This is a genomic window from Marinobacter sp. 3-2 (assembly GCF_003751355.1).
Taxonomy (GTDB): Bacteria; Pseudomonadota; Gammaproteobacteria; order Pseudomonadales; family Oleiphilaceae; genus Marinobacter; species Marinobacter adhaerens.
This window is the reverse complement of sequence record NZ_RJUQ01000013.1, coordinates 695,088-710,243: the sequence shown is the minus strand read 5'-3', so window position 1 is coordinate 710,243 and position 15,156 is coordinate 695,088. Positions and strand designations below refer to the sequence as shown.

The 15,156-nt window shown below is 52.7% G+C and carries 13 protein-coding genes; 6 read left to right on the top strand and 7 right to left on the bottom strand.

Annotated elements, in window-relative coordinates:
- Positions 1-7 precede the first annotated feature (7 nt).
- Positions 8-2,275 carry a bifunctional diguanylate cyclase/phosphodiesterase gene (locus tag EDB94_RS10570; RefSeq protein ID WP_260312563.1) on the top strand — a complete coding sequence of 756 codons (2,268 nt, stop codon included), beginning with the start codon at positions 8-10 and terminating at the stop codon, positions 2,273-2,275.
- A 50-nt stretch (positions 2,276-2,325) separates the two neighbouring features.
- Complete coding sequence (locus tag EDB94_RS10565; protein WP_108018335.1) at positions 2,326-2,637, top strand: hypothetical protein; 312 nt, start codon at positions 2,326-2,328, stop codon at positions 2,635-2,637.
- A 184-nt stretch (positions 2,638-2,821) separates the two neighbouring features.
- Here the strand turns inward: EDB94_RS10565 and EDB94_RS10560 are convergent, their stop codons facing one another.
- Both EDB94_RS10560 and EDB94_RS21015 read right to left on the bottom strand, forming a co-directional pair.
- Positions 2,822-3,400, bottom strand: a complete 579-nt coding sequence (locus tag EDB94_RS10560; protein WP_108018334.1) for a hypothetical protein — start codon at positions 3,398-3,400, stop codon at positions 2,822-2,824.
- 73 nt (positions 3,401-3,473) lie between these two features.
- Positions 3,474-3,728, bottom strand: coding sequence for a DsbA family protein (locus EDB94_RS21015; RefSeq protein ID WP_219908254.1), 255 nt, complete (start codon positions 3,726-3,728; stop codon positions 3,474-3,476).
- A gap of 355 nt (positions 3,729-4,083) precedes the next feature.
- Between EDB94_RS21015 and EDB94_RS10550 the strand changes: the two genes are divergently transcribed.
- Positions 4,084-4,620, top strand: a complete 537-nt coding sequence (locus EDB94_RS10550; protein WP_260312579.1) for an RNA polymerase sigma factor — start codon at positions 4,084-4,086, stop codon at positions 4,618-4,620.
- A gap of 388 nt (positions 4,621-5,008) precedes the next feature.
- On the opposite strand, the gene EDB94_RS10545 is transcribed toward EDB94_RS10550, so the two are convergent.
- From EDB94_RS10545 to EDB94_RS10525, 5 genes are read right to left on the bottom strand one after another with little or no spacing between them, the layout of a single operon-like run.
- Entirely contained in the window at positions 5,009-5,698 is a 690-nt protein-coding gene (locus EDB94_RS10545; protein ID WP_108018332.1) for an urea carboxylase-associated family protein, read from the bottom strand.
- Between the two features lie 8 nt (positions 5,699-5,706).
- A complete protein-coding gene (gene codB, locus EDB94_RS10540) occupies positions 5,707-7,008 on the bottom strand; it encodes a cytosine permease (protein ID WP_108018331.1) in 1,302 nt (433 codons plus the stop codon).
- 28 nt (positions 7,009-7,036) lie between these two features.
- Positions 7,037-8,209: a PotD/PotF family extracellular solute-binding protein gene (locus tag EDB94_RS10535; protein WP_181259030.1), complete on the bottom strand. Its 1,173-nt coding sequence runs from the start codon at positions 8,207-8,209 to the stop codon at positions 7,037-7,039.
- 13 nt (positions 8,210-8,222) lie between these two features.
- Positions 8,223-9,089 (bottom strand): polysaccharide deacetylase, encoded by an 867-nt coding sequence (locus EDB94_RS10530; protein ID WP_014578696.1) that lies wholly within the window; start codon positions 9,087-9,089, stop codon positions 8,223-8,225.
- 10 nt (positions 9,090-9,099) lie between these two features.
- Positions 9,100-10,512 carry an amidase family protein gene (locus EDB94_RS10525; RefSeq protein ID WP_108018329.1) on the bottom strand — a complete coding sequence of 471 codons (1,413 nt, stop codon included), beginning with the start codon at positions 10,510-10,512 and terminating at the stop codon, positions 9,100-9,102.
- Between the two features lie 159 nt (positions 10,513-10,671).
- On the opposite strand from EDB94_RS10525, the gene EDB94_RS10520 reads away from it, so the two are divergent.
- The 3 genes from EDB94_RS10520 (at position 10,672) to EDB94_RS10510 (ending at position 15,134) form a co-directional block, all read left to right on the top strand.
- A complete protein-coding gene (locus tag EDB94_RS10520; protein ID WP_181259029.1) occupies positions 10,672-11,670 on the top strand; it encodes a GntR family transcriptional regulator in 999 nt (332 codons plus the stop codon).
- Between the two features lie 392 nt (positions 11,671-12,062).
- On the top strand, positions 12,063-12,506 hold the full coding sequence (locus EDB94_RS10515; RefSeq protein ID WP_062785740.1) for a MerR family DNA-binding protein: 444 nt from the start codon (positions 12,063-12,065) through the stop codon (positions 12,504-12,506).
- Positions 12,507-12,512: 6 nt separating this feature from the next.
- Positions 12,513-15,134, top strand: a complete 2,622-nt coding sequence (locus EDB94_RS10510; protein ID WP_108018327.1) for a heavy metal translocating P-type ATPase — start codon at positions 12,513-12,515, stop codon at positions 15,132-15,134.
- Positions 15,135-15,156: the final 22 nt, after the last annotated feature.

The following is a 15,156-nucleotide window of genomic DNA, read 5'->3' as shown; positions in this document are numbered from 1 at the left end:
GTAACCTGTGGAACAACCTGTATCACCCCCCAAAGCTGTTGTCTCGGGCCTGCTGAACCCGCTGTTTCCGGTGGTGATCTTTCTGGTTTTCCTGGGTCTGGCAGCCGGCCTGCGCTATGGGCTGGTGCAGCAGGACAAACGTCAGATAGAAGCAAACCTGGCCAACGAAGCCCGGGCCATGGCCAACCACCTCGAGCGGGAATTCCTGATTCATGCCGAAGCAATCCGGCGCATGGCTGAAAGACTCGAGACAGCTCCGGACATCACCGAACAGGAGTGGCGCCAGGACGCCCGCAACTATCTGGACGATTTTGGGGTTTACCAGGCTATTGAATGGATTGATTCTGATTTCGTTATCCGCTGGCTGGAGCCATTCACCGATAACGAGGAGGTCATTGGATACAACGTTGCCTTCAACGAGGAACGACGCCAGGCGCTGGAGCTGGCGAAGCAGACCGGCACCTGGGATCTCTCCGGTGTCATCAATTTGCGCCAGGGCGGCAAGGGCATGGTGATCTACGCGCCCGTGGGAGCAGGCCCTGCAAACAATGGTTTCATGGCCGGCGTGTTCAGGATGGAAGTACTGGCCCGCCAACTCCTCACCGAACGGGTTCTGGAATCGTTCCGGATCGAGATCCGTGAAGCCGGCGAAGTGAGCTACCAACTGAACGTGTCAGAGCCGGTCAGCAGCGAATTTTCGCAACGCCAGTCCGTGAATCTGCCAACGCTGGACTGGACCCTGACACTTCGCCCGTCTGTCGAGTGGGTGGAGAACCAATACAGCGACTGGCCGGCCCTGACCTTTACCACGTTCCTGTTGATGGGCCTTCTCACCAGCCTGACCACGTTACTGGTACAGCTGATTCTGAAACGCAATCAGGCCCTGCTGAAGACCCGCCGGGAACTGGATCAGGAAATCGAACAGCGCACTGCGATCCAGAAGGATCTGGCGCGGCTGGAATCCACCGACACCCTCACTGGTCTGGCCAACCGTCGGTTCTTCATGGAAGACCTGTCTCACACCCTGAACATTGCGGATCGCCAGATGCGCCAGGTTGCCCTGGTTATGCTCGACCTCGACCGGTTCCAGACGCTGAATGACTCGCTTGGCCACCAGTTCGGGGATGAGCTGCTGATCAAGGTGTCCGAGCGGCTCAACCGTTTGAGTAACGAACGGCTGCTGGTGGCCTACTCCGGAGGCGATGAGTTCATGTTCTGCCAGCAGCAGGTAGACGACATTGACGACATCATTCACCTGCTGGGCCAGATCAAACAGTGCTTTGACCAGCCCTACGAGGTTCAGGGCCAGTCCCACAGCATTACCGGCACCATGGGCGTGGCGGTGTATCCCCAGAGCGGTCTGGACGCAGATACGCTGTTGCGCAATGCCGACATTGCCCTGTATCGCGCCAAGGAACAGGGCCGGAATACCTACCAGTTCTATACCGAAGGCATGCAGGAACGGGAAGTCATGCGCCTGGAGCTGGACAAAGATCTCAGCCAGGCCCTGGCCAACAACGAATTCGTGCTCTTCTATCAGCCTCAATTGAATCTGGACACCGGTGAAATCCAGAGTGTTGAAGCGCTGATACGCTGGCGCCATCCCCGCCGGGGGCTGCTGCCTCCCGTGGAATTCATCCCCCTTGCTGAGGAGAGCGGCCGGATCACCGATATCGGGCGCTGGGTAGTGATGGCCGCCTGTCGGCAGCTGGCAGCATGGAAAGGGACGCCACAGGATGGCCTGCGCATTGCGGTCAATCTCTCGGGCCGGGAGCTGGACGACGAGGATCTGGTGGATCATATCCGGGAAGCGCTGGCCGCAGAGAATGTCCCGGCGGATCGTCTGGAGGTTGAGCTGACCGAGGAGATCTTCATCCAGAATATCGAGCACAATCGCAATCAGCTCTCCCGTCTGCATCAGCTGGGAGTGAACCTGGCGATCGATGACTTTGGTGTCGGTTATTCGTCTCTCGGCTACCTGCGGGATTTCCCGGTCGACCTGCTGAAGATCGACCGCTCGTTCATCACGGAGGTCACCGAACGCCACGACGATGCCGTCATTACCCGGGCGGTAATCAATCTGGCGCATAATCTGGGTATTCAGGTGGTTGCCGAGGGCGTGGAAACCGAGGAGCAACTGAGCTTCCTGAAGAACCAACGCTGCAACTTTGCCCAGGGTTACCTGATCAGTCGGCCGATCCCGGTCGATGATCTTGAGAAGGCGCTGGCCTCCGGTGTTCTGGTGGCAGGTATCACCGCCGATTCCGGATTGTAATTCCCCCCGGCCGTCCCCAAGATACGGGTAAATCCTCCAGGTGAGATTCTATGGCTGCGCAATACCTGACACCGGAACAGGACGACAAGATTCGCCAGTGGGAACGCTGGAACCGGAACTATTTTATTTTTGCCTTTGTGGCGCTGACCATCATTCTGGTGTTCAGCAGCCAGCTGGGCTTGTCCAGCGATGAAAGCTGGGGCCCCTTGGGTGTTCTGATCGCCGCCCTGATTACGCCGATCATAGTTCTGCAGCTCAAGCTGGCGTGCCCGGCCTGTTGCCACAAGATTGGCTGGCAGGCAAAGCTTATGGCGCCGGATCAATGCAAGACCTGCGGTACGTTTTTGCGTTCCCGAGATTAATAGGCCTTCTGTGAACCCCATCACTCTGAAAAAGGAGCAAGGCTTGACGGATGACTGGCTTCGCAGAGTGACTGGGAAAACCCTCCGCTCTAGTCCTAATTCAGAATCTCAGGCCCGTTACTCAGAAGTTTACGATACGAGTTCTCGGAATCTGCTGGAGTCCACTTCCCGGTTAAATGCTTTGCTACATACTTTTTGCTACAGCAGCGTAGCTAGCCAACGCATTAGCTCTTGATACAGAAGGCGGCGATGTAAAGAAAAGCTCACCATTCTCAAATGAACGTTTCATTTCCCCATCTTCCATAGAAGAAGTCATATCCTCATATTCCCTATGAAACCAGTCAGGCACTTTTTGAGAGTTGATCATGATTTGATGTTTGTTCAATGTGACACTGCTGCCTGCGAATGAAGTACCGCTGTCTTGAGCAGCTTGCGAAAAAGCTTCTTGGAACGCCTTTCCGGCGGCCACTACACTATCATCTGAAATCAAAAGGCCCTTTGACGACCATTCTTGCATCGTGTCTATACCAAGAGCCATTCTACCCAGCATATAGGTCCCAATTTCCCCAGTTACGCTTATTAACCCGCCATTTATTGGCTCTCCCGAGGTAAGGGATTTAGCCTCTCTGCTGATTTGCACAGCGTCCTCAGGAGGCTTCTCTTTTGGCAAATTATTGCCGCCTGTTGTGGCAAGTTTTGTACTATTTTCTGTAAAACCAGTCTGATTTAGCGCAGACAAATAACCCGTATTGTTCGATATCATATTTATTGCTCCTCCCATTTCTCGGGGGAGCAATATCAATGCCGCTTTCCCACTGAATCACAGCAGTCCTCGCCTAAAATACATTAATCACCGGTGGCGACACCGTATGGTAGAAACGCCGTTGGATAGAAGCCAAGACTTCTTCTGCTTTCTCCGCATTCAGACCAACGTCCGCAGCGATATCGACAAGAACTTCAGTCTGACCAATATCACGATCCTCTTGGAAGAATGCCCTCAACACGCGCCCAGAGTAATCATGGTCGAACCCCTGATCTTGAGCAAAAGCGAGCAGTTCAAACGCCTTATCAGTCCGTGGCTGCGGAGAAATTTAAGGCTGTTTCATCACATTGGCATCAGCTTATAGCTTGCGCCCCCGCCCCTGTTCATCCAATGCGATAACTGTGCTTTAGCCCGCCAATCGACCAAAAAATAAACGCAGCCAAACACCATTAATTGACTATTGCATTCAGTAAACATTTAAACCAAAATATTAACACGTCGGGCGTTTGTGTCCCCTCGTTTCACTGGCAGTCCCGTGGCAGAGGTTTTTCAACAAGGTCGAGCGGAGCAGAACACATTGAAGCTATTGCATCTATCGAGGATCGAGAATGATTTCGTCAAATTCATCACGACCCAAAACTGCGTCTCCAGTACCGAAGTCGGAAACTGAGCTTGTGGAAGAAATGAAAGAGGGCAGACCAGAGGCTTTTGCGGAGGCGTATAAACGCTACCAACCCTCAATGGCTCGCATAGCGAGAAGGCTGGTTGATCGGAACCTTGCAGAAGATGTCGCCCATGAAGCCTGGTTGGCGGCACTCCAGAGGATTACAGGGTTTGAAGGTCGGTCGACGCTTCAAACGTGGCTGTGTCGAATTACCTTAAACGTGGCATTCAATGCGCTGCGAAGAAATAAACATGAGGTCCAACTAACACCAGACCCGGGTGAATGGATTAACGAGCATAATCTGGGTTTGGCACCTGACCAATCATTGCCACTGAGTGAACCAGAGATGGCAACTCATGTTGCAAGAGTCCGAAGCCTTGTAGACGTGCAGCTAAAGAATATGAGCCGTGTTCAAGCGAATGCTTTGTACCTTACAGGTACTTCCTCAATGGATGGAAATCAAATCTCCAAGATATTTTCGATCTCGCACGGAAATTTGAGAGTTATTCTACATAGAGCCAGGGCGGATTTAAGCAGTAGCATCAGCATAAATTAGCAAGGTCGGTCTTTGCTGAAGTGAAGACGCGACTCTCACCCCACCTACTCTCTACTATTCCACCTGAGTGACTAAATCGTCACTTGGTGGAAGACTCCGCAATACTCCCGCTGAGCACCAAGGTCTTTCCTTCAAAGCAACGTCAGTGTTGAGCCAGCTGTTTTCCGAATTCTTCCAGCGCATTCGTTTGTCGCAAAGACCCCAAAATGATTTCGCGAATACATCCCGTTTTTGGTTGTGGCAGATGAGGCTCTCCAATTGGTCAGCAGAAGTGCCGAATCTGCCGACAGCATTCAGGAGCTATTGGAGCAATTCAAATTCTGAGTGATCGGTAGAGGGGACAAACCCTCCATGTTTGCAGTCTCTACCAACCAACGTTCAACGGACCTCAACGAACCCTGAAATTGAGGTCATAGATTTCTCTATCGTCACCGTTAACCGGTGTGATGTCCTGAGGGCAAGCAGACATCGCAACGATCAGATTGTCTAAGGCCTCAAACTCAATCACATCGCCTGCCTTCGAAATCGGTGGAAGAAACTCAATGGCACCATTCTTACCAAGCCCAACGTTCATCCATAAGTTCAGAGGTGATGGGAGATGTGTGGCAGTCTCACCGATTGCTGCGAGTGCCATTCTCAGGTTATCAGTACAGTTATCGTGGTAACCATCGACGCCTAGCCCCTTGTACCTATTGAGATCGCAGGAAGCGATGAGCATGTCATGCACGCCTGGAGAGGTGTCACTAAGCACCTTCAACACGGGACGCCGCCAGTTCGTGACTAATTCGTCCTGTTCCTTGATCGAGTTCCTTCCCAGATGAGTCCTGCAATGCTCCATAGATAACGATTCATGCAGGTTATCTTCCTTAAACGCCCAGAAATCACAAACCTGGCTCCCGATGTCATTCCTCAATTCGAGCGTGTTGCCTTTTTTCAGGCGCACGGCCACACCACAACGAGCTGGAACCCTGTACCATTGTCCCAGATTGGGGGTGCCATCTGAGGCAATTGCGCTAGTCAGAGAATCGTTACTGCCTTCGGGTATCCCTGGAGCAAAACTGAGAAAGTTCTCGTTCATGATGATCTTTACGCCTCTGCTGATTTCGGAATGGCCCTTCTCGCTACCTTCTCGAGGGCGGCGGTCAGAACTGCATAGCTAACGATGGTCGCAACGATGGCATTCAAAGGTGCGACACTGAAAACACCCGTGTCTGGCGATGCCACCGAGACGGCAATTGCAATTAACCAGGCGACAATCGCGACGCCGTTGAATCTTTGTGGCGTAAAGCTCTCAACGGATGGGTACTTTGTTCTGGCACGGAAGAAGAAGTCGGCAATGATGATCCCACCGATTGGTGGCAGGGACACGCTCAGGAAACTGAGCCATCCTATGAAGTTGTTGTACAAAAAGTCCGATGCGACCGTACCGAATATGCCAGCAGCCCATACCAGGTGGGATCGCTTCAGGCCGGTAATATTCACCAACCCAAGACCTGACGCGTAGAGTGCGTTGTCGTTGGTTGTCCAGATATTGAGGACGAGCAAAATAATCCCAGCGCCTAACAGGCCTTGTAGAGCCAGAACCTCAGCAATGTCCGAAACCCCTGTGGCGATTGCGCCGACAGCGCCAAAAATGAACATCAGGCTGTTACCGAACACGAAACCGATTGCAGTAGAAAAGACACCGATTCGCTTATTCTTTGAGAAGCGCACAAAGTCCGGAGTAAGCGTCGCCCCACTGATGAACGAACCGACGGCGAGTGACATCCCGACCGCAATGGTCATAGACCCGCTGGGCTCCGAGAAAAGGATCGTATCGATGCCTTCGGGCGCGTCAAATATGGCCTTGAAAACGGAAGTGAATCCGAGAATCAGTATGGCAGGAACCGCGATCATGCTGAGCAATTCAATGGCCTTGAAACCTACCGCTACGGTATAGGTCATTGCCAGACCGCCGACCAAGAGAAGAGGAACATAAGGGATGCCCACATACTTGGTAATGGGGGCAGACAACATCGCTATCCCTACACCGAACCATCCAATTTGCGTTATGGCCAGCATGAAAGAGGGAAGCTTCGACCCTTTAACGCCGAAGGAATGCCACAATAAAACGTGCGTTGAGAGGTTGGTTTTAGACGCAGCGAACGCCAGGAGGGAACCGTATATCCCGAGTAGCAGGTTGCCACCAAGAATAACCAGGAGAAGATCGGGCCAAAGACTGAAGTTCTGGCCTAACGTGCCGCCGGTCCACATGCTCGACGCAAAGAATGTGAATCCCAGCATTACCGCTGTCATAGAAATAAAGCCCCTTCTTGCATTGAGAGGGACCGCTGTTAATGCGTAGTCACCATGACTCTCCAGCTCGTCTTTGCTAGTTTGACTGTTCATAGCCTTATCCTTGTAGTTTGATCAAACTTCATTCTTGAACGTCCAACCATCGTCTTGAGAGATAGTTGTGTTCGTCCATCACCGAATTCCAAATTGCTATATTTGATCTACGCTCGAGATAGTTTCCGCCTTCGTGCACCTCCCCTGGGTCAATGATTTTGTTGCCAAACGGATCTTTAAGAGATTTTTTGGTCTCGCGACCTTCGTACCAATAATTCCATTCATCCTTTTCCAGAAACTTCTTGGTGCTTTTCGGGTTTGCGACATATGCACCGTTTCTTGTCATCGAAGCGCCGGCAAATCCGTCAAGCCACCAATTCAGGTACCGATATGCCATATCAAGTTTTTTACCTTGCGCTTCACTGGATATTGAGAGCCCACCAAACCAGCCTCGATATCCCTCTTTTGGTGTGCACATATTGATGTTTATTCCGAGACGGCGAAGATAAACAAATCCTTGCCACCACATACTTGATATTTGAACTCGTTGAGCATTGATTGCATTAGCCACTTCGGATTCTTCTTTCCAGAACTGTGCAAAATGCTTTTTCTTTTTTAATCCCAAAAGAGAATCGATCAATTCGTCTATTTCAGGGATTTCAAAGTTTCCCGCATCCTTAAAACCTTTTCCGGAATACGATTGGTAGGCGAGATAACAGTCGATCACACCGATTGCCGCATCATTCTGGATGCTTACCTGACCGGAAAATTCAGGATCAAATAAGGCTGCCCAACTATTGGCGTAGTCCGTTTTCTTGCCGACCATGGCAAAAGTGTCGGCGTTGTAGACCGTTGGCAACATGCTCAGCTTTTCGGTGCAATCTCCGGTTAAACGGTCCCCTGAATCGATAAACAGTCTTGAAAATGGACTTCCTCCGGGAGTTCCCTTGGAGTCACAAGAAACTTTTAGACTATTGAGGGACTCAGATATGTCATCCCAATGGGCAACCCTGTTGATGTCTATCGCTTGTAAGCTTTTAGTCGGCCAAATCAAATCCAGGTCGTGAAACCACTGGTCATATACATCAAACTTTTGAGGACTTAGCGCAGCAACCCGCTGCGCCTCAGTACCGTCCAATGTGATGTACTTAATTGGAAACCCAAGATCTGACTCAGCCTTTTTCTTTATTACTTCCAGGTGCGTTACTGATGTTCCCAAGACTGTTAATTCTTCTGTGTTGCTATTTTTTATAGTCTTCATCACATACTCCATTTCACATATAGGACGGTGCTTGTTCCATAATTTCTTTAAAAGTACAGAACTCAACACCCTCGTGGCTTAACATGTAATCAATTAACCTTTCGTGCATAAGAAGGACTTGAGGCCTTCCCGAAACATCTGGATGGATCGTCATTGGAAAAACCGCGAAATCGTATTCTCGATAAACCCAATCAAACTGGTCCTTCCACAATTCTTCAATTTGCCGTGGTGTGACAAACCCATGACTGTTTGCCTGGTTTTTCACAAACATCATTGGGACTTCATCATCCAGGTACCAATTTGCAGGGATCTCAAGAAGGTCAGTCACCTGCCCTCTTTCGATCGGTTTCATCCACTCTGCGGCATCCTTTGAGTAGTCGATCTTCGTCCAACGATCATTCTTTCTCAGGTAATAGGGCTGGAAGTCGTGGTGCATCAGACTGTGGTCGTACTTGATGCCGCGAGAAAGCAAAAGATCGGCGGTGTTTTTACTGAACTCCCACCATGGCGCGACGTATCCAACTGGCCGCTGTCCACTGAAGCGCTCCACCAGTTCAATGGATTTGTCCAGGACGTCACGCTCTTGCTCGTACGTCATTGAAATCGGGTTTTCATGGCTGTAGCCATGCAGCCCTACCTCATGCCCTGCCTCGACTATTTCCATGAATTGATTCGGAAAGCTTTCAATCGAGTGACCAGGAACAAACCAGGAGGCTTTGATCCCGAACCGATCAAACAGATCAATCAGTCGCGGAGTACCGACTTCGCCCGCAAAAACACCTCTGGAGATATCGCTGGGTGAATCCTCGCCTCCATAGGAGCCAAGCCAGCCGGCGACGGCGTCGAGATCAACTCCATAAGCAACCATTATTTTTTTCATCGGTATCACCTCAATGAGACACAGTGTCTGGTGTGTAAATGTTTTGTTTTGATAGCGCTGCTTCCAGGAAGAGCGCGGTTTTGAGAAGGAAATCGTCCTTGCCGGACGCCGCAGACAACTGAATAGACGTCGAAAACCCATTGGGGGCGTGGCCATTCGGAATGGCTATCGCTGGCATCCCAAGGTAATTCGCGTACATCGTGTTGCCGAGGATGAGTTTGTTGAACGCCTTGAATTCCTCGACGCCCTTTAGCACCGACTCAATAGCAGGCGGTAGAATTTTTACTGTCGGCTGGAGAAGGATCTTGTTACCAATACTGGAAGACAGCTCCGCTCGCAGGTTTCTTCTTATCTTCTGCAAGAGTGCATAGCTCTTCCGATTGAGTAACGTTCCCTCTTTCAGTCTCTGCAAAATCTTCGGGTCGATATATGAGGTCAGTCCATTCTCAAATAATGCTTCGTACTGCTGGGCGGCCTCATGGGCGACCAGGCTTCCATGTATTTCGAAGAGCCGGTCAACTTCGGCGTAGGGTGAAAAATCAACTTCGTGAATCTCGAACCCAAGGTTGGACAACAGATCCAGGGTTTTATCGAAATTGTCTTTGATGTGCGGATCCCGTGGCTGGATCGATTTATTCCGTGGCACCAGAAACTCGGTTTGCTCGGAGAGCATTCGAAACTTCGGTATGGGGGCCAGACCTCTCAGGGCCTGATCCAGAATGATGCAGTCCTGTACTGTAAGAGCATTTATGCCCAAATGATCCAGGGAGGGGGCCAGAGGGGCCACTCCCCTTAGGGGATACCTATCGAACGATGGCTTGAATCCGACGACGCCACAAAACGCAGCGGGGATCCGGGACGATCCCGAGGTATCCGTACCCAGTGACACGGGCCACAGTCCGGAGGCGACACCTGCGGCACTTCCCGAAGACGAACCGCCTGTGATGTATTTCCCGGTAGTTGCTCGTGGATTAATGGGACTGCCAAATAAGTCGTTTGTCCCAACTCCAGAAAACGCCAACTCGGACAGATTTGTCTTCCCGCCGAAGACCATTCCCTGAAAACCAAGTCTTTCGACGGCCTCGGCATTTCTTTTTGCTGGCGGCGCGTTCCTGTATAGAAGAGAACCGCGAGAGGTAGTGCACCCTTCAACATCGATAAGATCTTTTACTCCAAAAGGAATGCCGTCGAGCAATCCAAATTGCTCATCATTCAGATACCTTTTTTCACTGGAGCGAGCTTGGGCCAGAGAAGTTTCGCCCAGAGGCTCCACCAGGATCCCCTGGTTCTTGGAATACCCCTGTTTAAACCGAGTTTCCCTAAAGACATCGACCGGACTTAATCGACCTGATCTCATCCCAAAGCTAAGAGCCTCAATTCGACTTCTTAGGGCCCCCTCACGAAGAATTTCGCTAATTCTCATCACAATTGCCTTCCAGGTATTGTTCTATTTTTGAAAGATAGCTGAAAATGACTATTGGATACAATACCTATTTGTGATTAGCAAGGCTCTGTTAGGTCCAATTTGCATTACAGTGCAAAGTCGCTATGCTCCGACAAGCGTTTCGGGAGGAAAAAGGCATTGGCAAAACAAAGGGCTAGTGGGAAAAAACCGAATTTTGAGGTCATCAAGGACGCACTGGCGGCGGCGCTTGAAAGGAGAGCTTTTCCGGAAGGACAGGTTATTCTCGAGAGACCAATCGCTGAGATCTTCAAAACAAGTCGAGCCCCGGTAAGGCGCGCCCTGGCCGAGCTGCATGAAGAAGGCAAGCTGTTTAAGTTCGAAGGCAGAGGCTACAAAACCGACAACTCTGACATCATCCTGAGGGAGGAGATTCGCCCAGAGACGCTTGGTTTGGACGACGAAGCCCAGACTAGCGCTCCCGCAGAGGCTAGTATTATTGACGATGTTTACAGAGCGACTAAAAGGTCCACCTCAATCGCTATGACGTTTGGCCAATTCAGGATCCGCTCTGAAAAACATTCCCAGCATTTTGGAGTCAGCAGGACGATCTCCAGAGAAATTCTCGGCAAACTGATGGACGAAGGGCTTGTTGGAAAAGACAGTACCGGACACTGGATTACCGGGCCGCTCACGGCTCGGGATGTAAAGCAGGATTTTGAAACAAGACGGCTGTTAGAGCCTTACTCCCTTGAAACCTGCGGACCCTTGATTCCGGTGGAACTCCTAGAGCAGATGAAACTTCGCCTCCAGGAAGCACTTGCGCAAACCCCAGAAGAAAAGAATCAGAGTCTTTTGGAGACGATTGAAGCTGACCTTCATCAGCGATGCCACTCATTCAACCCGAATAAAAAAATCGCCAAATTTATCAACCAAAGCTTAACGCCTCTGGTTGTCGGGCTGGTTTTCAGCGACGCAGTAAGGGCGTCAGTTGAAAAACCTGGCCTTCGCGAGCACCTTGCTATTATTGAGTTGCTGATCGCCGGGAAGCACTCTGAAGCATCTGAGCATCTTCATGATCACTTGCTCAACGCAGAAACCAGGACTTTGGAAAGGATGAAGTCCCTATCCGTTATCCCAGAGCCTTCTTTGCCAAGCTACCTGGTAAAAATTTCCTAAAAAAAAGCCGGGCTAACTTCCGCCCGGCAAAGGGCTGACACTGTGCTAAGCCCATACCTCCCAACAGAACAACTACATTTTAAAACCCCGCTCCCAATTGGCTAGAGCCGTTTCGGATTGCACACCACCTGCGTACCTCAATACCTCATCCTCAAGTTGCCCTAAAAAACCTTTGACCTGTGAGTTGCTCACAGGTTTTAGTCTATCTTTAATATTTTGGAGTTGGCCGTGTCTGTGCGGGGCCGGCTTCCGAAAACCGCTGCGAGTACATCCATGTACGCTTGCGCTGAGCCATCCATGGCTCAGAGCATTTTCGGAAGCCCGCCCCGCACAAACTCTCCTCCAACTTTAGCGATATTTCCTGACAATCTCCGATTGGGGAGTTGAGGCAAATGAAAGTCAAAGAGATTGCACAGGCCGCTGGTGTTAATCCGGATACGGTTCGTTTCTACACCCGTGAAGAACTGCTCAAACCAACCCGTAACCCGGACAACAACTACCAGCAATACGATACCGAGGATCTTCGGCGGCTTCGATTTGCCCGGAAGGCCCGGCAGCTGGGATTTTCGTTGCCTGAAATTCGGCAGATTCTGGATCAGGCGGACGACCATCATTCGCCGTGTCCGATGGTTCGGGACGTGTTTCAACACCGGCTGGCAGAAGTTGAGCGGGAGATTCGGGAGTTGCAGCAGCTTCGCAAGCGAATGACCGCTGCGCTGGCGGCCTGGCAGGACATGCCGGATGGTACACCGGATGGTCATACCATTTGCCGGCTGATCGAACACTGGGATGATCCGGCGCCCTGTTGCGGGGCAAACGAACAGAACGAGGGGTGATTCTGGATGACTGATACACCTGTTCTACAAACAACCCTCAGCATTTCCGGAGCTTCGTGCCAGGGCTGTGCGAAGAAGATTCGTAACGCCCTGGAGCCGTTGACCGGCGATACCGGGCTCGTTGACGTCGATCTGGAAAAACAGACCGTGGCCTTGCCGGAGGGAGTGGATGCCTCTGAGGCCGCGCGTATTGTTACCGAGACTGGTTACCCGGCTGAGCCTTTTGAAGAAGACGCCAAGCCGGGCAGTTGCTGTTCTCCAGCTCATCAGGATAAGGGTCACTCTATCGACAGCGCCGAAGACCGGGCAACCGGTGAACGTTCGGCACCTGCCAGCTCTGACGCGACAACCGTAGCGGATGAGCAGATTCATCTTTCGGTGACAGGTGCGACCTGTGCCTCTTGTGTCAATACGATTGAAAAGGCCCTGATGTCGGTTTCCGGGATCAGCCATGCGCATATGAACCTGGCAGACAATACCGCCACCGCCACGGGTGATGCCGATCCCGAGTCACTTGTGAAGGCGGTTGAGAGTGCCGGTTATGGCGCCAGTGTGATCGAGGACGCGGACGAAGCGGACGATCGCAAGCAGGAGGAAGACCGGAGACAGTACAAGACACTGCTGATAAAGATGGCAGTGAGTCTGGGCCTGGGGCTTGGGCTGATGGTTTGGGGTATGGGCTTCGGAACCATGATGGTGACGGACGCCAACCAGGGCACCTGGCTCGGACTGGGTCTGTTGACGCTGATCGTGATGGCCGCCACCGGCGGGCATTTCTACACCGGTGCCTGGAAGGCGTTCCGTCACCACAACGCCAACATGGACACCCTGATTGCCCTGGGTACCGGCACCGCCTGGCTCTATTCCATTGTCGTGGCGAGTATTCCCGGAGCGCTGCCGGAGATGGCGCGCCATGTCTACTTTGAGGCCTCGGCGATGATTATCGGCCTTATCAATCTGGGTCAGGCGCTGGAGCTTCGGGCTAAAGGCAAGACATCAGAGGCGGTTCGCAGATTGCTGGACCTGCGGGCAAAAACGGCGCGGGTGATTCGCGATGGTGAAGAGCAGGATCTTCCGGTCGAGGAGGTTCGCAAGGGCGACCATATTCGGGTAAGGCCCGGGGAGAAATTGCCGGTCGATGGAGTCATCGCCGAAGGCTCCACCCGCATGGATGAGAGCATGCTCACGGGTGAGCCCATGCCGGTGAGCAAATCCGAAGGCGATGAGGTTTCTGCCGGTACCCTGAATACCCACGGTTCGATTGTCTATGAGGCTACCCGGGTAGGCAGTGAAACCGCGCTGGCGCAGATCATCAAGCTGGTGAAAAAAGCCCAGGGCTCCAAACCGGCTATCGGGCGGCTTGCCGACAAGATTTCATCGGTGTTTGTGCCCACCGTGATGCTGATTGCGGTAGTCGCGGCGCTGGTCTGGTACAACGTTGGGCCGGAACCGGCCGTGGTTCATATGATGGTGGCAGCCACCACGGTGCTGATTATCGCCTGCCCCTGTGCCCTGGGCCTGGCGACCCCGATGTCGGTGATGGTCGGAGTTGGCAAGGCCGCGGAGTACGGCGCGCTGATTCGTCAGGGCGATGCCCTGCAAACCGCCGGCAAGCTGGATCTGGTCATACTGGATAAAACCGGCACCATCACCGCAGGCCATCCTGCTGTCACCCGGGTTCATGCCATCGACGGAGATGAGCAGCGGCTGCTGGTCCTGGCGGCCGGGCTGGAACAACACTCCGAGCATCCCCTGGCCGAGGCCGTTCTGGAGAAAGCGAAAGCTCAAAGTGTGCAGCCCGCGAAGGTGACCGGTTTTGAAGCACTGAACGGCAAAGGGGTGCAAGGTAAACTCGACGGAGAGCCCCTGCGTCTGGGCAACCGCCGCTGGCTGGAAGACCAGGGCATTGGACTGGACGGACTGGCTGAGGCCGCCCGCGCAATAACCGAGGAGGCCGGCACGCCCCTGTTCCTGGCATTGGGCAACGAGGCCCTCGGCGTCATTGGGGTAGCCGATGCGATCAAACCGGACTCCAAGGCCGCTATCCAGCGACTCCACGAAGCTGGGATCAAGGTAATGATGGTCACCGGCGATGTCGACGCCACTGCAAGGGCAATCGCCAAAAAAGCCGGTATCGATGACTATCGCGCGGAAGTTCTTCCTGAAGACAAGGCCGAGGTAGTCAGCGAAATGCGCGGCAAAGGCCACGTTGTTGCTATGGTCGGCGATGGCATCAACGACGCCCCGGCCCTGGCGGCGGCGGACGTCGGCTTTGCCATTGGCACCGGAACGGATGTTGCCATTGAGAGCGCAGGCATCACCCTGATGCGCGGTTCGCTACACGGCGTGCCCGATGCCATCGAGATCTCCCGGGCCACCGTAAAAAACATTCACCAGAACCTGTTCGGCGCGTTCGTCTACAACACCCTCGGTATTCCGGTGGCCGCCGGCCTGCTCTACCCGGTCTGGGGAATACTGATGAGCCCCATTCTGGCTGGCGCCGCGATGTCATTGTCATCGGTCACCGTAGTCTCCAACGCCAACCGTTTGCGGCTGTTCCGAACCAGCCACCGTCCGGAACGGAACGACAGCAACAGTGATCCGAAAGAGCAACAGGAGCGGAACTGATGGAAACACTACTGGTCAACGT

Excerpts from the sequence above, each read along its gene's own strand:
- EDB94_RS10530 (WP_014578696.1), bottom strand. The coding sequence starts at position 9,089 with ATGAAAAAAATAATGGTTGCTTATGGAGTTGATCTCGACGCCGTCGCC.
- EDB94_RS10545 (WP_108018332.1), bottom strand. The coding sequence starts at position 5,698 with ATGAACGAGAACTTTCTCAGTTTTGCTCCAGGGATACCCGAAGGCAGT.
- EDB94_RS10510 (WP_108018327.1), top strand. The coding sequence starts at position 12,513 with ATGACTGATACACCTGTTCTACAAACAACCCTCAGCATTTCCGGAGCT.
- codB (WP_108018331.1), bottom strand. The coding sequence starts at position 7,008 with ATGAACAGTCAAACTAGCAAAGACGAGCTGGAGAGTCATGGTGACTAC.
- EDB94_RS10565 (WP_108018335.1), top strand. The coding sequence starts at position 2,326 with ATGGCTGCGCAATACCTGACACCGGAACAGGACGACAAGATTCGCCAG.
- EDB94_RS10560 (WP_108018334.1), bottom strand. The coding sequence starts at position 3,400 with ATGATATCGAACAATACGGGTTATTTGTCTGCGCTAAATCAGACTGGT.
- EDB94_RS10550 (WP_260312579.1), top strand. The coding sequence starts at position 4,084 with ATGAAAGAGGGCAGACCAGAGGCTTTTGCGGAGGCGTATAAACGCTAC.
- EDB94_RS10535 (WP_181259030.1), bottom strand. The coding sequence starts at position 8,209 with ATGAAGACTATAAAAAATAGCAACACAGAAGAATTAACAGTCTTGGGA.
- EDB94_RS10525 (WP_108018329.1), bottom strand. The coding sequence starts at position 10,512 with ATGAGAATTAGCGAAATTCTTCGTGAGGGGGCCCTAAGAAGTCGAATT.
- EDB94_RS10515 (WP_062785740.1), top strand. The coding sequence starts at position 12,063 with ATGAAAGTCAAAGAGATTGCACAGGCCGCTGGTGTTAATCCGGATACG.